Below are 18,112 nucleotides of genomic sequence, written 5' to 3'. Positions count from 1 at the left end.
TATCTACCCGGTGGGCACCATCAAGCAACATAGCGAGCACGCTTACTCAGACACTCCTCTAGAGGCGGCTGCTGACCGGTACGCCTTTCTGCGGAGGGTGCTGTACACCCTGGCGTTCGGGCACATTGTGCTTGCCATTTACCTGTCTTATACCGACGGCGACCTCTACCACGCCTATACCACAGAAGATGGCTACATCGAACACGCAACGGCTTTTCTCCTGCTCCTGACCTCTTTCCTTTGCCTGAACCGGGCGCTCTCCGCCACCCAACGGACTCCCATGGCTTTTTTCTACCTGGCCAGCGCGCTCTTCTTCTTTGGCTTTGGCGAGGAGATATCGTGGGGGCAGCGGCTGCTTGGCTTTGCCACGCCTGAAGGAATGCAGCAGGTGAACGAGCAGCAGGAGTTCACGCTCCACAACATCCAGGTATACGATGTGAGCCTGAACAGACTCGTCTTCAGCCTGGGTCTCTATACGGGCGTGTTCACCTACTTTCTGCTCTTCCCAATCCTGTACCGGCGCAAGGCCTGGTTCCGTAAACAGGTGCACAAAATCGACCTCCCTATACCTACGTATGTGCAGAGCCTCCTGTACTTTGTGTGTTTCTTCTGCGTGTTGCTGATTCAGCAGGGCCGGAAATGGGAGTTGCAGGAGTTCGTGCTGGCTAGCTTTATCTTCTTCGCCTTCCTGTTCCCTTCCAACAGACTTGGTGTGCAACGCTAGCCGGTTCAGGTATGGGCATGCTGCACGTTCACTGAACCTGTGCGTCTAATCCATTCCGCGTTTTGCCGCGTATGGTATAGCAGTTCGTGCAACGGCCTGAAATTTTCTGACATTCCTCAACACGATAACAAATAACTTTGTGCGTTGGTTGTAAGAGGAAACCACCAAAAGTCCTGCGCTGACATTGCCCTATAAGTACTCTATGAGAAACTACATCCTTCTGATATTCTTTCTGCTGAGCACCTGTGCTCTCTTCACCTCCTGCACCAAGGAGCGGCAGGAAAAGCCTGTGAGCCGCATGGACGAGTTCTCCACCTCCAAAAAGTACCCGTTTAAGTTCGCAGATGAGAGCCTGGAGAAATGGAAGCAGCAGGTTCCCGAGATACAACAGGTCAGCATCACATCAACCATAGATGGTAGCGAGCAGCCTGCGCTGTTCTATACCTCCGAGACCACCGGAAAGCGCCCCCTGCTGGTCATGCTGCACAGCTGGAGCAGCGAGTACCTGCAGGTAAAGAGCATCCCTTACGCGCTCTGGTCGAAGGAATATGACTGGGCCTTCATTCACCCCAACTACCGGGGCAAGTTCGACAAGCCGGAGGCCGTGGCCTCTGACCTGGCCATACAGGACCTGGTGGATGCGGTGAACTATGCCAAGGCACATGCTGAGATTGACGAGTCGCGCATTTACATCCTGGGGTCTTCGGGCGGGGCGATGACGGCGCTGGTGGCCGCGGGCAGACACCCTGAGATATGGGCGGGCGTGGTAGCCTGGGTGCCAGTCTTTGACCTGGTGGACTGGTATGCCTTCAGCCAGAACTACCCCCACCGCGATTACAACAGCCATATCGTAATTGCCTGCGGGGGTGAGCCTATACCTGGCACGCCAGCCGCCGAAGAGTGCAAGCGTCGCAGCCCCAGCACCTACATCCAAAATGCCAAGGAGGTACCCATCTTCCTGGCCCATGGAACCGAAGACGTGCTCGTTCCGCCAGACCATTCCATCCGGGCCTTCAACATACTGGCCAACCCGGCCGATACAATTTCGCAAGAGCAGGTTGACTATCTTCTGAAGGAGCAGAAACTGCCGGAAGGTATGGAAGGCGCCACCACCCGCGACAGGTACTTTGGCACCAAAGACCCGCAGGTGGTGTTTTCGCGCGAGTCAGCCAATGTACGGCTGGTGCTGTTTGTGGGCGTGCACGACATGGCCTACAACCCGGGGCTGCTGTGGCTGAACGAGCAGCAGAAGAAAACACCAGAGGTCGCCCCTCCTGTGGCCGGTCAGCGGTAGACCTGTTTCCTAACTATACACACGTATGCCCGAAGAAGCCCAGGATAGCACACCCGCCAAAGCCAGTATACCTACCCTGGAGCAGGTCTCTTCGGGTGGGGTCGCTTATCGGGAGACAGCCGCGGGCGTTGAGGTTGCGCTTATTTCGGTTGGCAAGCAGGCACGCTGGCAGTTGCCCAAAGGTATAGTAGACCCCGGTGAGTCGCCTGAGGCAACCGCGGTGCGGGAAGTGCGGGAGGAGACAGGTATAGCTGCGAGCCTGCTGGAGAAAATCGATGTGATTGAATACTGGTATGTGGGCAACAAGGGGCAGCAGCGCGTCCGGTTCCATAAGTTCGTCCACTTCTTCCTACTCTCCTACCAGTCCGGCGACATTGGCCAGCACGACTGGGAAGTGAACGAAGCGCGTTGGGTCGGGTTACAGGAGGCGAAAAAACTGTTGGCCTTCAAAAGCGAGCGACTTGTGCTGGAAAAGGCGGAGCAGTTGTTTCAGGCACGAAAGCAGTAGTCAGCCTTTAGCCCAATGTCCTCCCGTACTTATATCGCGAGCTTCACGTTGTAAGAAACACCTTTCTCTTCGTAGTAGATGTAGAAGAATTTTTCATCGAAAGAGGCTACCCTGAATTTGTTGTACCTGCTGGCCCCTTGCAAATCGCCGTCCAGTATAATCAGCCCGTTCTCATTCTTCACCTCCCGCAGTTTGAATTTCCATTTGGAAGGATAGGTAGTCACATCGTTTGAGCTGCTCTTGAAGCTCGCTTTTTCAATCACCTGGAACTCCGACTTGCCAGCTGTTCTTGATTTGAACTCCTCGAGGCTTGGCAACTGGTTCGTGTAGACGACGCCTGACAGATACGTTCCGGGTGTATTGCCATAACTGTTTCGCAGGTAAATATTGTTGGCCACGGTTTGCTGTTGCGTCAGGTATACGATGTTCGCCCCCATCATCGCGGCAACAATCTTAATTTTGCGGAAAGCACGGTCCCGGACGGCGCCCATGTCAGAGAGCAGCGTAGCGCTCTGAGCTGCTGAACTGATGTCCCCCACTTTGAACAAGCCCTTCACATCTCCTTCAAGCTGTGTTACAGTCACGTTATTGAAATCATGCAAGCCACTGATTTTCTTTAAAGCAGTTGCTTCTTCAAATGTCTGCACACGCCCGTTCTGGAACACGATTTTCTGCACCGCATTCCGGTAAACCGTGTTAATCAGCTCCTCTCCTACATGCGTATACCGTACCGTTTCAGGGGTTATCTCTTTTACGGTGCAAGGTATTTTACCTGTATGGGTGAAGAGGGTGTCCGCCTGGGCAAAGGCGTACTGTGCCACGAAAAGCAGCAGCAAGGAGGCAAGGAGTCGTTTCATGCGAGGTAGAGGTATAGCTATAGGCCGAAAGGTGGTGGATGTAGAGTAGAATAGCTGTGTTAGCAGCTATTCAAATATAGAAGATAGCTTATAAATAAAACAGGATGTGGCGAAGGATTCTTTGCTTTCCCAGCTGAGGAGCAGCTAAATGTAGTAGCAGGGCCCATACCTACAGCACCAGGTATGGACTGATTTTCTCGTATAGCTCGGGCGTCACCAGCTTTATCTGGCGTATATCCTCCACCTGCCGGTAGGCCCCATGCTGTTCCCGGTAAGCCACAATAGCCCGGGCCAGGTTGGAATTGATGTAAGGGTGCGCCCGCAGTTCGTCGGCGTTGGCTGAGTTGAGCGGAATCCGTTGCACCACATTGGCCTTCGGTACAAAAGCGTACTTCTGCAGGCTATCCACTATGGCAGGTGGCAACCCGTATACCTCCTTCACCTGCTCCATGCTGTGGAAACCGCCCAGGCTGCCCCTGTACTTCACAATCCGGGCAGACAGTTTGCTACCGATGCCCCTTATTTGCTTCAGCTCGGTGGTATCGGCTGCGTTGATGTTGAATGGCGCCAGAATGAAGCGCTCACGTGGGCGAGTATAGGTATAGTTTGTATTGGAGGCCGTACGCGTGTTGGCGGCTATACCTTGGCTGCGCTTATAGCGGTCTGGCCTGGTTTCGGGGAGCTCGATGTAGGGATAGAGTCGCTGGAAGGTCGAGTCCGGGAAGTCATAGATTCTGCCCAATTCGGCTTTGTACGTGAAATCGCCCACCTTTTTGCGGTAGTTGAGAATGCGTTTGGCCATGTACTTCGGCACCCCAAAACCCTGCCATTGCTCCTCCGACAGTTCATTGGGATTGAAGGGCCGCAGCGCGACAGCCGGCACTTCGAACTGCCGCTTCCCCCTAGCAGGTGGCTGCTTTGCCTCCAGCTGCGCCACCAGGCTGTCTAGTGTCTGTTTGTCGTTGGGGTTGCTGAAAGTGCTGTGCCTGGGACTCAGGAGCCAGTTAAAAAATAATGGTGCCGCCGTAAGCAGCACCATTATGCCTATCAGCACCAGAAACCCGTTTACTTCACGCTGCGAAAAGCCAAAGTTGCGTCGAATCCAGTACCTGAGTTTTCTCATATAAAATTCTAAGCCCGCGGGGCCTGCCGCTCTATCTCGTCGTCATTGTCAAGATAGGAGTCAGGCTCCGGTTTGTGAGGGGCATTGAGCACCCTTATAAAAAAGTAGATAGTTGCGCCAGTTACTAACAACATGGTACTGAGCATGACAACAAGTGCAGATGTATTCATAGTTTCCTAAATTCTTCCTTCTCTAACTCTTTTTTTATACGCCATGTATACTAGCCCCGCTATACTCAGGAACACCACTACCAGCAGTATGCGCGAAGCATTCACAAAGAACAGCGTATCCTGCAGTTGCTCAATCACGGCCGGGTCGGTGGCTTCGGCCAGCTGGCGCTTCAGGTTCGAGTTCTTTATCTTGTTGATGATGGAGCTATCGTCCAGTTCCCAGCCGTTGCTGAATGCGCCTGCCCAATCGCCGCCCTTCGGTGTGATAAGGGAGCCGATGAACACCCATAGCAACAGCAGTGGGGTTACGAATTTGATGATGAATTTGTAGATGTTCGGCACTTTGATGTCAGCACCAGAGGTAATTTCTCTCCAGCCTTTGTTCATACCAAACACCCACGCAAACAAAATGGATTCAAACAAGGCAAACACCACCAGCGATACCGTACCTGCCCAGTAGTCGTACTCGTCGAACACGCCGTACTTGAAGAACAGCACCGTCGGCATACCCAGCACCAGTACTATAAGGCCAAAAGACCAGGCGGCAGGTCTGCGATTCCAGTTAAACTCGTCCTGCAGGAAACCAATCCATGGTGTACCCATGGCCAAAGAAGACGTGATGCCCGCAAAGAACAGCAAGCCAAACCACATCACACCGGCAACGGCACCCAGCACATCGCCCCACTGGTAGAACAGGTATGGCAGCGTTCGGAAGCCTAATCCAAGGCCACCCTGGCTGTTTACGAGGTCAACTACACCATCTATACCCAGGTAACCAATCGAAATTGGAATCAGGATAGAAGCACCTAGCACCACTTCCACGAACTCGTTCATCCAACCTGCCGACATGGCATTGAGGGCGATATCGTCTTTGGAGCGCACATAAGAAGCGTAGCAATGTATGGTACCCATACCTACCGAAAGGGTGAAGAAGATTTGACCGGCCGCAGCCAACCATACCGTAGGAGACCAGAGCTCATCGAAGTTCGGCGTCCAGAGGAAATTAAGGCCAACTGAGCTATCGTTAATAGCACCATTTTCACCTGCCGTAATCGTAAAGCCTTTGTAGGCCAGGAACATACCAAAAATAATCAGGAGCGGCATACCGATTTTGGCAACGCGCTCCACTCCTTTGGCAAGGCCCTGGGAGAGAATCCAGGTGTTAAGCAGCAAGCAGAGGACAAAAAAGAAGATAGGCTCGTAAGGGATACCGAAGGTCGACTCACCCAGGCTCACATACTGATCGAAGAAGTTGGAAACGCCATTCTGGTCGAGTCCATTGAAAGAGCCAGCCAGCGAGTGGAACACGTAGGAAAGCGTCCAGGATTCCAAGTAGCAGTAGTAAGAAGCAACCGCAATGTTGGTCCAGATGCCGAATACGCCGATGTACTTCCAGAGGCGATTCTTGTGCATGGTGTCCACGATAAAAGGCGTGGAGTGGTGACCGAACTTGCCCCCGAAGCGGCCCATAGACCATTCAATCCAGAGCAGGGGAATACCCATCACCAGGAAGCAGACAAGGTAAGGTATAATGAAGGCTCCACCGCCGTTCTGCACAGCCTGTACCGGAAAACGCAAAAAGTTTCCGAGACCCACCGCGTTGCCGGCCATGGCCAGAATGAGACCCACTCGGGAGCCCCATGATTCTTTGTTAGCACTCATACAAAGGGGTAAAAGTTGATTGGTTTAGATTAGTTGGTTTAGTGTTGGTTCTAGTAAGCGGAATTAAAGCATCCAATTTAAACAATGCTTGTGATTGAACCATACTAAATTCCATATTTTTAATACAGCGCCTACAACTTAAAACAAGCGGTGAGTCCGGCAACGGCACCGACCGCCTATCCCTTCGCTTGGCGGGCCACTATGGCTATGCCTTCCAGAAAGGTATGCGGGGCATAGCCCAACTCGTTTTCGGCCTTGGTGATGATGAACCCGGTGCGCGGCGGACGCTGTGCCGGCTGCGAGAAGGTACTGGCATCGGCTTTGTCAATCAGGGACTTATTGAGCTCGAAGTAGTCGGCTACAATCATGGCCATCTGGTAAGGGGTGTACATTTCTTTGCCGGAGATATTGAAAACGCCTTCTGCGTCCTTCTTCACGGCCAGCCAGCAGCCCATGGCCAGGTCCTCGGCTAGCGTTGGTGTCCTGAACTGGTCATCCACCACCTTTATCACCTTGCCTGCCTGCAGGCTGTCGCGCACCCACAGCACAATGTTGGTACGGCCGTAGTCATGCACCACACCATACACCAGCACGGTGCGCAGGATGGCCCACTTACATTTCGCCTGTTGCACCAGCTTCTCAGCCATCAGCTTGGTCTCGCCATAGAAGCTGATGGGGTTGGCTGCCGCCTCTTCATCGTAGGGTCCGGCCTGGCCATCGAAAATGAAGTCTGTGGAAAGGTGGATGAGGTGCACATTGTGCTTCTCGCAGGCCTCCACCACATGGGCCACGGCATCCCGGTTGAGCCGCAGAGCGCCTTCCCGGTCGGTCTCGCATTGATCCACGTTGGTCATGGCAGCTGTATGGATGAGGTGCGTCGGCTGAAACTCGCGCACCACCCTGTCAACCTCCTTGCGATTCGTCACATCCAGAGAGGCGAAGGAGAGAGTTGGAAAGATGTCAGCCAGTTTATTATCGCCGCGGCTGGTAGCAAGTAGCTGCACGTCAGTGCGAGGGAGCAACAGAGAGGCCAGTTTCTGGCCCAGCAGGCCGTTAGAGCCTGTAATGAGTATTCTTTTCATGTTAATAAAATATGGATATGCGGCTCGATTGGCAAGAGCCCTTGAATAATCATCTCCCGTCCTCGCCAAAAGGAAGAGCTATACCTGTGACAAGGGAAATGCTATACCTTACGGGAGAGCAGGGAGATGGAAATGTGCATGGCTAGAGGACCGGCTAGTCGTTCTGGCTATAGTCGTAGTCGTACTTCTTGGCGATTTTCTTCTTCTTCACCTCCTCCACTTTCACCGTCATCTTGATGTCGGAAAGCGGACGGTCACGGCCGTCTTTGGGTTGTGAGGCTATCTTGTCTATCACCTCCAGGCCGTCTACCACCTGCCCGAACACGGTATAGGCCTCGTCGAGCTGGGGAGTTCCGTTATGGTTCTCCACGATGTAGAACTGGGAGCCGCTGGAGGCGCGCTGCGGGTTCACCCGGTCATCCAGGCGGGCGGCAGCCACGGCGCCACGTTGGTGCTTGTACTTTGGCAGAATCTCGGCGGGCACGTTGTAGTCAATGTTCATGGTGTTGCCCTGCTTCGACTTGGGGTCGCCGCCCTGAATCATGAAGCCGTCCACTACACGGTGAAAGGTGGTGCCGTCGTAAAAGCCGCTTTTGGCCAGTTTCAGGAAGTTTTCTTTATGCTTGGGGGTGTCGTCGAACAGTATGAGCCGCATCTCTCCCAGGGGAGTGGAGATGGTTACCAACTGGTCTTTGCCTTTAGGGGCTTTCTGGGCAAACGCGGCTAATGGCATACATGCCAACAGCAACATGGAAAGGGCTATTTTCTTCAGCGGATTCATCGTGCAAGTATAGGTTTGAGGTATAGGACAATGGTCACAATCTCAAAATTAAGCCTTTTTGGCACCTTTTTACATTCTGCTCTATATTTCTGTGCTGTTATCCTCATTCTTCAATTTTCACCGAAGGCCAACCCTTATCGTCATTCGCAGTGATTACTTACAATTCAGCACAACCAAGCTTGCACTTTGTCAACTTTTTGCTGAACCTGACAAAGTAATTCTGGGGCTGATTTCCTGTTCCCCTCGAAAAAAATTATATTAAACATTGCTGACCATCCTAACTAGCTTCCTTCTATGAAAAAAATCCTACTCTTTTTAGGTCCCTGTCTGACTTCCTTTGCCAGTGCGACGGCACGTGCACCCCAGGCTACCTCTATAGACGAAAAGATTGATGCTGCTGTAGGCCCTACTGCAGAGTTCATATCCAGCATCATCTTCTATGAAGTACAACTTGGAGGCGTGGGCATCCCGCTGATACTGGTTTGGCTACTGTTTGGTGCTGTATTCTTCACCATCTATCTGGGTTTTATCAACATCAGAGGCTTCAAACATGCCCTAGACATTGTGCGCGGCAAGTATAACCAGCCTGATGCCGCTGGCGAAGTATCCCACTTCCAAGCGCTGACGGCCGCTGTTTCGGGAACGGTAGGCCTGGGCAACATTGCCGGTGTGGCCATTGCCATTTCCTTGGGTGGTCCGGGTGCTACATTCTGGATGATTATGGCGGGTATATTTGGGATGTCCTCTAAGTTCGTTTCGTGCACACTGGGTGTGAAGTACCGGGACGTGCATGCCGATGGCACTGTTTCGGGAGGACCGATGCATTACCTGAACAAGGGCCTGAGCGAGCGTGGCATGAAGGGGTTGGGCCGATTCCTGGCTGCGTTCTTTGCCGTAATGTGCATCGGAGGGGCCATCGGGGCTGGCAACATGTTCCAGATAAACCAGGCGACGCAGCAGGTTATTTCGGTTACGGGTGGAGCAGAGGGCTCCTTCTTCGGGGGTGGCAATGCTTGGGTGTTCGGGCTGGTGATGGCTGTGCTAGTGGGCTTGGTCATTATAGGTGGCATGAAAAGCATTGCGCGCGTGACTGAAAAGATAGTGCCCCTGATGTGCGGCATCTATATCGTGGCAGCCATCGTGGTGCTTTCCGTCAACTTCTCCCAGATTCCGGCGGCGTTTGCAGCTATTTTTGAAGGAGCCTTCACCAGCACCGCTCTTGGCGGAGGTATAGTAGGTGTCATGATACAGGGCCTGCGACGTGGATTGTTTTCCAATGAGGCAGGTATAGGCTCCGCCTCCATCGCACACTCCGCCGTGAAAACGAATGTACCGGTCACAGAAGGCTTTGTGGCCTCTCTGGAGCCTTTCATCGACACGGTCATCGTGTGCACCATGACGGCCCTAGTGATTGTCGTGACCGGCGCCTATACCCAAGATACTGGTGACGGCATTGCACTGACATCCACCGCATTCGCTACGGTGATTGACTGGTTCCCGCTTGTCCTGGCTGCGGCCGTTATCCTGTTCGCTTTCTCTACCATGATTACCTGGTCCTACTACGGCCTCAAGTCCTGGACATACCTGTTTGGTCACACCAGAGCAGCCGACGTCTCTTTCAAGATGCTTTTCTGCGCCTTTGTCGTGTTGGGGGCTCCTATCCAACTTAACAGTGTAGTCGCCTTCTCTGACGCTATGCTCTTCGCGATGAGTATCCCGAACCTGATAGGTGTTTACATTTTGGCTCCCGTGGTGAAAAAGGAGATGCAGGAATTTCTGACCTACGCGCGGTCGGATAAAAAGCGGCCGCTCACCGAAGAAGCGGTGGAGGCTGCACAGGTATAGGTATAACCACCCCAAAAGAAACAGGCCATCTACTTACTGCAGATGGCCTGTTTCTTTTAGTATGGCTGTTACTTATTCCCCTCTTTCGGCTCTGATGTCTTTCAGTATTTTGTCGCCTCCGCGTCCCAGGATGGTTTCTGCCAGCTGTACCCCCAGTCTTTCTGCTTCTTCCTGAGTCCCTTCGAATGTATCCGCTAAGTGCGTCTGCCCGTCCAGGCTTACGATGCCGCCCTGTATGCTCACGTTGCCCTCTGGTGTGAGCGTAGCCAGTGCGAAGGAAGGTATGCTGCAGCCGCCCTCCATGGTGCGCAGGAAGGCGCGTTCCGCCACCAGGCATACGTGCGTCTCGTCGTGGTTGAGCGCTTGCCGGAGCTGCTGCTTGAGCTCCGGGTCTAGGTCTTTGGCGCATTCCACGGCTACGCTGCCCTGGCCAGCGGCCGGGGTGAACTCATCTTCCGGGAAGGTATGCACAATCAAATCGTCGTAGCCCATGCGGAACACGCCGGCATAAGCCAGCATAAGCGCATCGAACTGTCCGTCTTTCAACTTCTGGAGGCGCGTCTGCAGGTTGCCGCGCGACTCGGCGGTGGTCACGTTCGGGTAGTACTTCCGCAGCAGCGCTTTGCGGCGGGTAGACGAAGTGCCTATTTTGGCTGTGCTGTCGCGTTCCAGCTTAAAATCAGGGTTGAAGGAGAGAATGACATCGTTCACCTTTTCCCGCTCCATAAAGGCCACCAGTTCCAAATCGGCAGGTATAGTGGACTGCACGTCTTTGGCGCTGTGCACGGCAATGTCAATACTGCCTTCGCGCAGGCCTACTTCCAGCTCTTCGGTGAACACACCTTTAGAGCCTAGTTTGTCCAGTGACTTGTCCAGTATCTGGTCGCCTTTGGTGCTGATGATGACAATCTCGGTATCGAGGCCGGCCGCCTGCAGCTTGTCAGCCACGGCGTTTGCCTGCCACAAGGCCAGTTTGCTGCCACGCGTACCTATGTTTATGGTTTTGGTTATCGTGTTATTTTCCATGGTATCTTCTTAGTTAGCGTTTCGCAGGTAGCCCGCTATCTGGATGGAGCTATCTACGAAAACCATTTTCGGGTTGGCGTTGCGCTCAATGTGGTAGTGCGCCTGGTTCAACTCCTCGGCCAGTTGCCCGGCATTGGCCTGCGTAATGACTTTGGAGAACTTCTGTACGAAATCGAGCTCGTTGGAGGGCAGAAACGTAATCAACGACTCATCCACACCATAGAGCATCACCTTGCGGAACAGGTTGAGCGCGTAGAGCAGGAAGTTCTTCTGGTTCTCGCGGCCCAGCTTCTGGAACTCCTCGCTGCTGTCCACCACCTTATCAAACTTATAGGTATAGCAGTTGCGCATCCAATCGGTAAAGAAGCTGAAGTAGTCGCTGCTGATTTCGCTGGTGAGTTTGGTGGCGGCGTTCAGGCTTCCCTCCGCCAGTTGCGCTATCTGGTAGGCAGCGGTCTGGTCGAGGCTGTGATTTTCCTGCAGGTAGGCGATGACCTCCTCTTCCGTGAACGCACGCACCTGCACAATCTGGGTACGGGAGGTGATGGTGGCCAGCAGCTTCTCCGCCGACTGCGACACGAGCAGGAACAGCGTTTTGGCCGGCGGCTCCTCGAGCAGCTTGAGCAGGGCGTTGGCGGCAAAGGGGTGCATGAGCTCCGGCAGCCAGATGAGCACGATTTTGTAGTCGCCCTCAAAGGCTTTGAGCGACACCAGCTTCACCAGCTGACGGCTTTCTTCTTTGGAGATGGCACCCTGCTTGTTCTCTGCCCCAATGTACTGCATCCATTCATTCAGCCCCTGGTAGGGGTTGCCCAGCACGAACTCGCGCCACTCCGTCAGGAACTTCTGGCTCAGCACGTCTTTGGTGATGGACTTGGTGCTGGTCACTGGCATCACGAAGTTGAAGTCGGGGTGCACCAGCTTGTTCATTTTCACGCAGCTGCTGCACGTTCCACATGAATCATGAGGCTGCTTGTCTTCGCAGTTGATGTAGGTGGCATAGGCCAGCGCCAGCGCCAGGTTCGCACTCCCCTCCTGCCCCAGAAACAGCTGCGCGTGCGCCACGTGGTTCTGTCGCACTGAGTTTATCAGCAGTTGTCTGGTTTCCTGATGTCCTTTTATCTGCGAGAAATGCACTTTATTGAACTGTTAGATGGTTGGGTTGCTAAATGGTTGAACTCAATTACTGAATCAACAATTCAGCAATTGAACAATGCAGCCATCAAGCTTTCCTGTCCCAGACCCGGTATTGCTGGGTCTGTTCGAATATATCTGCTAAGATAGCCTTTTCTGCGTCATCAAGCCTCATGGAACGGCGCTCCAACACTTTTTCGGCCACTTCATAGGCTTTGCGCAGCTGGAACGTCTCGAAACCGGAGGCGCCGCCCCAGGCGAAGGAAGGGATGAAGTTGCGCGGGTAGCCTGCCCCGAAGATGTTGGCGCTCACGCCAACCACCGTACCGGTATTGAACATCGTGTTGATGCCGCACTTGCTGTGGTCGCCCATAATAAGGCCGCAGAACTGCTGCCCGGTGTTCTTGAAGCCGCCTTTGGCATAGTTCCAGATTTTCACCTCTGCGTAATTGTTCTTGAGGTTAGAGGTGTTGGTATCGGCTCCCAAGTTGCACCACTCGCCCAATACAGAGTTGCCCAAGTAGCCTTCGTGGCCCTTGTTGGTATACCCGAAAATGACGGAGGCCGCTACCTCACCCCCCACTTTGCAATAAGGGCCAATGGTTACGTCGCCGCGCATCTTACCGCCTACATTCACGTTGCTGTGCTCACATACCGCAAACGGCCCTTTGATGATGGCGCCCTCGTGTATCTGCGCATGCTTCCCGATGTAGATGGGTCCGTTCTCCGCGTTGAGTATGGCAGCCCGAATCTTAGCCCCTTCCTCTATGAATACATTCTCCTCGGCGTAAACGATGGTATGCTTGTCCCCGATGGGCTGGCTCTGCCTGCCGGCCGTGATAACCTCAAAGTCGTTGCGTATCTGCTGCCCGTTATTCACGAAGATTTCCCATACCTCCCGGATGACGGTGTCGGGCGCGCACTCCTGCTTCTCCGCAAAGGTATAGCCGAGTAAATCTTCCACGCTTTGCAGTTCATCGCTTCCGGCATGGAAGGCCACCAGTGTCTCCCCTTGCCACAGGCTCTGCCCTTGCTGCAGGGACTTCACCTGCTGCACCAGTTGCGGGTCGGGGCACACGGCGCCGTTCACGTAGCGGCTGTCTGGCTCAAACTGCGCCGGAAACTTCTGCTGCAGGTAGGGCTGGGTCAGGAAGGAAGTATGGGCTCCTGCATACTGCTGCCATTTTTCAGCAATGGTGAGGATGCCAACGCGCACCTGGGCCACCGGTCTTGTAAAGGTCAGCGGCAAAAGCGACTGCCGGATAGTGGGTTCGTCAAAGAGAATGATATTCATAGCTACAAAAATAGAAAGTCTTCCCGAAATAGTTCAGGAAGACCCACTTTATTCCCATGAAACTTTATGCTTTACAGGGAAAGGCGCACCTTGAACTCCCGCTGCTCCGCCGGCAGGAACTCGCTGCTGCCGAAGGCCTCATCCCCGACGCTATACCCGCTCCCGATGGCCACCCACTCCTCGCCATTCAGCACGGCGGGCACCGTCTTCTTTATCACCAGTTTGCCGTCTTGCAGGGGGATGTCCTTCAATGCCCTGACGAAGGTGGTGTCGAACACCGTGGTCTCCTGGACCATGCCCATATCGCCGCGCCTGATGCGCAGGGTGATGCTGGCTTCGCGGTTGGCGTACTGGCTCTTTGTGTAGTCTGTGGTGGTGTATACCTCAAACACCACGCGTTTGTCTACGGCCTCAGGCACAGGCGTTTCTTCCTTTTCGTCCTTTCCGCAGGAGGCCAGCGTGCAGCACATGGCCGCCGTGAACAGGAGTATGAATCTGGGTTTCATGACCGGGATATAACCTAGCTAGAAATCTATATATAATTTTCTCTATATCATAACCCTGAGTGGCCTTTTCGTGTGGGACAAACAGAAAAAGCCTTCCTGAGAACATCAGGAAGGCTTTGCCCTTGAAACGTTTTAACCAGGTATACCTGCTTACTTCTTCTTGTAGCGTGTGTTGAAACGCTCCACACGACCAGCAGTATCCACGAAGATGTTTTTACCAGTGTAGAAAGGGTGTGACGCAGAAGAAACCTCCACTTTGATTACTGGATATTCCTTACCGTCTTCCATTGTGATAGTTTCGTTAGAATTCATGGTAGAACGGGTGATAAATTTGAAATCACTCGTCATATCCTGAAATACCACCTCTCTGTATTCTGGGTGAATGCCTTTTTTCATTATTATAAACGTTTATTAACCTTAATTTCTGAATCGGACTGCAAATTTAACAGGTATTTTTGAAATTAAAACGCTATTAACCAAATTATTTTACTCATTCGCCTGATACTGCCGTTGCTAGAGATTATTCTATAAATTTGTTCCAGTCACCATACCCCCAATCCATGACACACGCACAGCACAGCCTGATACTGGACAGAGAGCAGATACAGCAGAAGGTCATCCGCATGGCCTACGAGGTATACGAGCAGAACTTTGAGGAGCAGACACTGGTGTTGGCAGGCATACACCGCAACGGCTATACCTTGGCGGGCATGCTGGCCACCGAGCTCGAAAAGATTGCGCCCATCCAGATAACGCTGCTGCAGGTCACTCTGGACAAAGCGGCGCCGCTGCAGAAACCGGTGGAGCTGAGCCCCGAGGGAACGGGCCTGGAGAACGCCGTTATCGTCATCGTAGACGATGTGCTGAACACAGGCAGGACACTCGCCTATACCCTGAACGCCTTCTTGCCGCACAACCCCAAGAAAATCGAGATTGCCACCCTGGTGAACCGCCACCATACCCTGTTCCCGGTCACCTCCACCTACACCGGCTACTCGCTGGCCACCACCCTGCGCGAGCGCGTGGACGTGGTACTGCAGGAGGATGAGGTGGCGGCATACCTGCATTAAAATAGCTTTCAGGTTTTTCGTAAAAGAGGCATAAACCATCAGCACCACGCCATGCAGCTGAACAAGGAAGAGACAAAGTTCATCCAGAAGTGGGAGAGCACCAGCTCCCGGGGCCGGTGGCACTATATCCTGGTGCGCGGATTGCTCTGGGGCATGCTGGTGAGCGGCCTGTCGCACTTGTTCAAGGTATGGGATGACCTCAAAGCTTGGGATGCCTCTACACTGACAGACTCCTATGCATCCTCCGCATTTCTGGTCAGGTTGATTATCTTCAGTGCCCTCGGGTTTGGTCTGTTCGCTTTCGAGTGGTATTCGAAGACCGAAAGGTATAACAAGCTGAAAAAAATAGAGCGGCGCTCACAAGCCGCAGACATGCCCGATTAGGCCTGACGATAGCACTTGGCAAATCCTGGCACACAGCAATCCGTACTAGTCAGCTTAGACTCCATCACCAATCCTCACACCCTCTTCCATCCTTAGGAATACTGTGAATCCTTACATCCTGGAAATCCTTGGGTAGGGCCCTACATAAAAGATTCAGAAACCATGAAAGAACTCTGCTTCGCCACCAACAACAAAAACAAAGTAGCCGAGGTCAGCCGCATGCTGGAGGGCCAATACAAGCTGCTCACCCTGGAAGAAATCGGCTGCCACGAGGAACTGGCCGAGGACCAGGACACACTGGAAGGCAACTCCCGCCAGAAGGCACAGTATGTGTGGGACAAGTACAAGGTGAACTGCTTCGCCGACGACACTGGTCTGGAGGTGGACATCCTGTGCGGGTCTCCGGGTGTGTACTCGGCCCGCTACGCCGGTCCGCAGCGCAGCGACGCCGACAACATACGCCATCTGCTTAAAAACATGGAGGGCGAGGAAAACCGCCGGGCCCGCTTCCGCACTTCCATCACGCTATACCTGGACGGCGAGGAGCATCAGTTCGAGGGCATCGTGAACGGCCACATCACCACCGCATGGCAAGGCGACAAGGGCTTTGGCTATGACCCGGTTTTCGTGCCGGAGGGCCACGACAGGACCTTCGCGCAGATGAGCCCGGAGGATAAAAACACCATCAGCCACCGGGGCGAGGCCATCCGCCGGCTCGTGGAATTTTTGAGGGCGCGCTGACGTTTCGGAGGTAAAATTATTCAGGCAGGATTTAGCCACATACGCCGTAAAAGACTAATTTTGTAGCCTGAAACCATAGCTTCCAATGCAAAAGCCATTTATCGTAGGGATTACAGGAGGTAGCGCTTCAGGAAAAACCACTTTTTTGAACAAACTACTCACGTCGTTCGCGCCGGAAAACATTTGCCTGGTCTCCCAGGACAACTATTACAAAGACCGGGAACACCAGTCCCGCGACCACAACGGAGTGGTCAACTTTGACCTTCCCTCCTGCATCGACGATGAGGCCTACGCACAGGACGTCCTGCGGCTGAGCCGCGGCGAGACCATCTACCGCAAAGAGTATACCTTCAACAACCCCAACGTAGAGCCGAAAATGCTGGAGTTCAAGCCAGCGCCTATCGTGGTGGTGGAAGGCATCTTCGTGTTCTACTTTGAGCAAATCGCCAAGCTGCTGGACCTCAAGGTATACATCGACGCCAAAGAGTACATCAAGCTGCAGCGCCGTATCGTGCGCGACAAAGTGGAGCGCGGCTACGACCTGGACGACGTGCTGTACCGCTATACCCACCACGTGGCACCTACTTACGAGAAATACATCAAGCCTTACAAAAACGACGCAGACATCATCATCCCGAACAACCAGAATTTTGAGCGCGGGCTGGAGGTACTGACCACTTTTCTAAACTCCAAGATAAAGCAATGAGGCACAAGTTCGCAGTGATTGGCCTGGGAAGATTCGGCAACTCCATCGCACGCACGCTCGCAGAACGCGGCGCAGAGGTGCTCGCCATCGACAACAATGAGGACCACGTAGAGGACATAAAGGACGAGGTGGCCTACGCCGTGGCCCTGGATGCGACCGATATCCGGGCACTGGAGGCGCAGAACGTGCAGGACATGGACGCGGCCATCGTGTCCATCGGTGAGGACTTCGAGGCCCTGCTCATCACGACGGCCAACCTGCAGGAGCTCAACATCAAGCGAATCATCACACGTGCCGCCAACAAGCAGCAGCGCCGCATTCTGGAGAAAATGGGCGTGCAGGAAATCCTGTCGCCAGAAGGGGAAGTAGGCAAAACTGTAGCCGAACGCCTGCTGCAGCCCAGCATACGCACCTTCCTGCCATTGCCCGACAACTACGAGATTGTGGAGATTAACACCCCGCGTGGCATCGCCAACAAGAGCCTGGCCAAGATATCGCTCCGCGAGAAGTACAACCTCAACATGATTACCATTAAGCGCTTTTTTGAGGAGATACAGGACGGCAAACCGACACAGGTGGAGCACATCATCGGCGTACCCAAGGCAGACACCATCATCTACCCTTCTGATATCCTGATCCTTATAGGCAAAAAGCACGACATCAAGCGTTTTATTGATATAAACCGCTAGAGGATTTTATTTTTCGGCGAAAGCCGTTACATTTGCTTTCTATATGCCAAACGCATCTACCATACAACACTACTTCCGGCATCTCCTGATGACCGTTACCCTGCTTTGGGCGCTTATGCTCAATGGCCAGGAAGTGGTGGCGTATGCCCATACTGCGCCAGGCTCGCCTGCACAAAGTGCCACCCAGCTGGCGACTACACCGGAGGAGAAAACTGTTATCAAGCAGAAGGTATCGCTGGAGGGCACTACTTCCTTTGTCGTGCTCAACCTGGAGCAGGACGCGCTGGAGCCAAGCCCTATACCTGCCTTTGCTATACCTTCTGACGAAGCGTTGCCTGCCTATGCGGCCCGCGCTCCTGGAGCCGGCTTCGTGGCCCGCTTCTTCCCTATCTCCATTCAACCCAACGCCCCTTAGGCTTTTCTTTTCCCACAGGACCCTCTCCGGGCCCTGGACCGTTGCGCCTGCCTCAATTTAAAGGTATAGCGGAACGGTAACGCAGCGTTTTGTGGTTTATC

20 protein-coding genes are annotated in these 18,112 nt (G+C 53.6%); 10 read left to right on the top strand and 10 right to left on the bottom strand.

Features of this window, described 5'->3' with window-relative positions; genetic code table 11:
- Nucleotides 1-10: 10 nt before the first annotated feature.
- From B051_RS21905 to B051_RS0104340, 3 genes are all read left to right on the top strand, one after another.
- A complete protein-coding gene (locus B051_RS21905; RefSeq protein WP_018476958.1) occupies nt 11-724 on the top strand; it encodes a hypothetical protein in 714 nt (237 codons plus the stop codon).
- A 202-nt stretch (nt 725-926) separates the two neighbouring features.
- Nucleotides 927-2,018, top strand: coding sequence for an alpha/beta hydrolase family protein (locus B051_RS20815; RefSeq protein WP_018476957.1), 1,092 nt, complete (start codon nt 927-929; stop codon nt 2,016-2,018).
- 25 nt (nt 2,019-2,043) lie between these two features.
- Nucleotides 2,044-2,526 (top strand): NUDIX hydrolase, encoded by a 483-nt coding sequence (locus tag B051_RS0104340; RefSeq protein ID WP_018476956.1) that lies wholly within the window; start codon nt 2,044-2,046, stop codon nt 2,524-2,526.
- Nucleotides 2,527-2,555: 29 nt separating this feature from the next.
- Here B051_RS0104340 and B051_RS0104335 read toward each other — a convergent pair whose 3' ends face one another.
- The 5 genes from B051_RS0104335 to B051_RS0104310 form a co-directional block, all read right to left on the bottom strand.
- Complete coding sequence (locus B051_RS0104335) at nt 2,556-3,383, bottom strand: hypothetical protein (RefSeq protein WP_018476955.1); 828 nt, start codon at nt 3,381-3,383, stop codon at nt 2,556-2,558.
- 169 nt (nt 3,384-3,552) lie between these two features.
- Nucleotides 3,553-4,506: a ComEA family DNA-binding protein gene (locus B051_RS0104330; RefSeq protein WP_018476954.1), complete on the bottom strand. Its 954-nt coding sequence runs from the start codon at nt 4,504-4,506 to the stop codon at nt 3,553-3,555.
- A gap of 176 nt (nt 4,507-4,682) precedes the next feature.
- Entirely contained in the window at nt 4,683-6,338 is a 1,656-nt protein-coding gene (locus B051_RS0104320) for a sodium-dependent transporter (protein ID WP_018476952.1), read from the bottom strand.
- 176 nt (nt 6,339-6,514) lie between these two features.
- Entirely contained in the window at nt 6,515-7,420 is a 906-nt protein-coding gene (locus B051_RS0104315; RefSeq protein WP_018476951.1) for an SDR family oxidoreductase, read from the bottom strand.
- 154 nt (nt 7,421-7,574) lie between these two features.
- The gene (locus B051_RS0104310; protein ID WP_018476950.1) at nt 7,575-8,201 is read right to left on the bottom strand and encodes a peptidylprolyl isomerase; all 627 of its coding nucleotides are present in this window, start codon (nt 8,199-8,201) and stop codon (nt 7,575-7,577) included.
- 294 nt (nt 8,202-8,495) lie between these two features.
- On the opposite strand from B051_RS0104310, the gene B051_RS0104305 reads away from it, so the two are divergent.
- Complete coding sequence (locus tag B051_RS0104305; RefSeq protein WP_018476949.1) at nt 8,496-10,046, top strand: alanine/glycine:cation symporter family protein; 1,551 nt, start codon at nt 8,496-8,498, stop codon at nt 10,044-10,046.
- 72 nt (nt 10,047-10,118) lie between these two features.
- Here B051_RS0104305 and hemC read toward each other — a convergent pair whose 3' ends face one another.
- From hemC to B051_RS0104280, 5 genes are all read right to left on the bottom strand, one after another.
- Nucleotides 10,119-11,072, bottom strand: coding sequence for a hydroxymethylbilane synthase (hemC, locus tag B051_RS0104300; protein ID WP_018476948.1), 954 nt, complete (start codon nt 11,070-11,072; stop codon nt 10,119-10,121).
- A 9-nt stretch (nt 11,073-11,081) separates the two neighbouring features.
- Nucleotides 11,082-12,209 (bottom strand): DNA polymerase III subunit, encoded by a 1,128-nt coding sequence (locus tag B051_RS0104295; RefSeq protein ID WP_018476947.1) that lies wholly within the window; start codon nt 12,207-12,209, stop codon nt 11,082-11,084.
- 85 nt (nt 12,210-12,294) lie between these two features.
- Complete coding sequence (locus tag B051_RS0104290) at nt 12,295-13,500, bottom strand: GlmU family protein (protein WP_018476946.1); 1,206 nt, start codon at nt 13,498-13,500, stop codon at nt 12,295-12,297.
- A 71-nt stretch (nt 13,501-13,571) separates the two neighbouring features.
- The gene (locus tag B051_RS0104285; RefSeq protein WP_018476945.1) at nt 13,572-14,006 is read right to left on the bottom strand and encodes a hypothetical protein; all 435 of its coding nucleotides are present in this window, start codon (nt 14,004-14,006) and stop codon (nt 13,572-13,574) included.
- A 150-nt stretch (nt 14,007-14,156) separates the two neighbouring features.
- The gene (locus B051_RS0104280; protein WP_018476944.1) at nt 14,157-14,402 is read right to left on the bottom strand and encodes a type B 50S ribosomal protein L31; all 246 of its coding nucleotides are present in this window, start codon (nt 14,400-14,402) and stop codon (nt 14,157-14,159) included.
- Nucleotides 14,403-14,566: 164 nt separating this feature from the next.
- On the opposite strand from B051_RS0104280, the gene B051_RS0104275 reads away from it, so the two are divergent.
- From B051_RS0104275 to B051_RS0104250, 6 genes are all read left to right on the top strand, one after another.
- Nucleotides 14,567-15,076: a phosphoribosyltransferase family protein gene (locus B051_RS0104275; protein ID WP_018476943.1), complete on the top strand. Its 510-nt coding sequence runs from the start codon at nt 14,567-14,569 to the stop codon at nt 15,074-15,076.
- A 51-nt stretch (nt 15,077-15,127) separates the two neighbouring features.
- On the top strand, nt 15,128-15,460 hold the full coding sequence (locus B051_RS0104270; RefSeq protein ID WP_018476942.1) for a hypothetical protein: 333 nt from the start codon (nt 15,128-15,130) through the stop codon (nt 15,458-15,460).
- 162 nt (nt 15,461-15,622) lie between these two features.
- Nucleotides 15,623-16,201 (top strand): non-canonical purine NTP diphosphatase, encoded by a 579-nt coding sequence (locus B051_RS0104265; RefSeq protein WP_018476941.1) that lies wholly within the window; start codon nt 15,623-15,625, stop codon nt 16,199-16,201.
- Between the two features lie 85 nt (nt 16,202-16,286).
- A complete protein-coding gene (gene udk, locus B051_RS0104260) occupies nt 16,287-16,907 on the top strand; it encodes a uridine kinase (protein ID WP_018476940.1) in 621 nt (206 codons plus the stop codon).
- Nucleotides 16,904-17,596 carry a potassium channel family protein gene (locus tag B051_RS0104255; protein WP_018476939.1) on the top strand — a complete coding sequence of 231 codons (693 nt, stop codon included), beginning with the start codon at nt 16,904-16,906 and terminating at the stop codon, nt 17,594-17,596. Before udk ends, B051_RS0104255 begins: the two co-directional genes overlap by 4 nt.
- A gap of 43 nt (nt 17,597-17,639) precedes the next feature.
- Nucleotides 17,640-18,011: an RNA methyltransferase gene (locus B051_RS0104250; RefSeq protein WP_245539572.1), complete on the top strand. Its 372-nt coding sequence runs from the start codon at nt 17,640-17,642 to the stop codon at nt 18,009-18,011.
- Nucleotides 18,012-18,112: the final 101 nt, after the last annotated feature.

The organism is Pontibacter roseus DSM 17521, assembly GCF_000373265.1.
Taxonomy (GTDB): domain Bacteria; phylum Bacteroidota; class Bacteroidia; order Cytophagales; family Hymenobacteraceae; genus Pontibacter; species Pontibacter roseus.
The sequence above is the reverse complement of the archived record's forward strand: the minus strand, read 5'-3'. Positions and strand labels throughout refer to the sequence as shown.

What these genes read in the sequence shown, in the direction of transcription:
- B051_RS0104335 (WP_018476955.1), bottom strand. Translation starts at nt 3,383, where the DNA reads ATGAAACGACTCCTTGCCTCCTTGCTGCTGCTTTTCGTGGCACAGTAC.
- B051_RS0104255 (WP_018476939.1), top strand. Translation starts at nt 16,904, where the DNA reads ATGAGGCACAAGTTCGCAGTGATTGGCCTGGGAAGATTCGGCAACTCC.
- B051_RS0104305 (WP_018476949.1), top strand. Translation starts at nt 8,496, where the DNA reads ATGAAAAAAATCCTACTCTTTTTAGGTCCCTGTCTGACTTCCTTTGCC.
- B051_RS20815 (WP_018476957.1), top strand. Translation starts at nt 927, where the DNA reads ATGAGAAACTACATCCTTCTGATATTCTTTCTGCTGAGCACCTGTGCT.
- B051_RS0104250 (WP_245539572.1), top strand. Translation starts at nt 17,640, where the DNA reads ATGCCAAACGCATCTACCATACAACACTACTTCCGGCATCTCCTGATG.
- B051_RS0104265 (WP_018476941.1), top strand. Translation starts at nt 15,623, where the DNA reads ATGAAAGAACTCTGCTTCGCCACCAACAACAAAAACAAAGTAGCCGAG.
- B051_RS0104275 (WP_018476943.1), top strand. Translation starts at nt 14,567, where the DNA reads ATGACACACGCACAGCACAGCCTGATACTGGACAGAGAGCAGATACAG.
- B051_RS0104285 (WP_018476945.1), bottom strand. Translation starts at nt 14,006, where the DNA reads ATGAAACCCAGATTCATACTCCTGTTCACGGCGGCCATGTGCTGCACG.
- B051_RS0104310 (WP_018476950.1), bottom strand. Translation starts at nt 8,201, where the DNA reads ATGAATCCGCTGAAGAAAATAGCCCTTTCCATGTTGCTGTTGGCATGT.
- B051_RS0104280 (WP_018476944.1), bottom strand. Translation starts at nt 14,402, where the DNA reads ATGAAAAAAGGCATTCACCCAGAATACAGAGAGGTGGTATTTCAGGAT.
- B051_RS0104320 (WP_018476952.1), bottom strand. Translation starts at nt 6,338, where the DNA reads ATGAGTGCTAACAAAGAATCATGGGGCTCCCGAGTGGGTCTCATTCTG.
- B051_RS0104270 (WP_018476942.1), top strand. Translation starts at nt 15,128, where the DNA reads ATGCAGCTGAACAAGGAAGAGACAAAGTTCATCCAGAAGTGGGAGAGC.
- hemC (WP_018476948.1), bottom strand. Translation starts at nt 11,072, where the DNA reads ATGGAAAATAACACGATAACCAAAACCATAAACATAGGTACGCGTGGC.
- B051_RS0104315 (WP_018476951.1), bottom strand. Translation starts at nt 7,420, where the DNA reads ATGAAAAGAATACTCATTACAGGCTCTAACGGCCTGCTGGGCCAGAAA.
- B051_RS0104340 (WP_018476956.1), top strand. Translation starts at nt 2,044, where the DNA reads ATGCCCGAAGAAGCCCAGGATAGCACACCCGCCAAAGCCAGTATACCT.
- B051_RS0104290 (WP_018476946.1), bottom strand. Translation starts at nt 13,500, where the DNA reads ATGAATATCATTCTCTTTGACGAACCCACTATCCGGCAGTCGCTTTTG.
- udk (WP_018476940.1), top strand. Translation starts at nt 16,287, where the DNA reads ATGCAAAAGCCATTTATCGTAGGGATTACAGGAGGTAGCGCTTCAGGA.
- B051_RS0104330 (WP_018476954.1), bottom strand. Translation starts at nt 4,506, where the DNA reads ATGAGAAAACTCAGGTACTGGATTCGACGCAACTTTGGCTTTTCGCAG.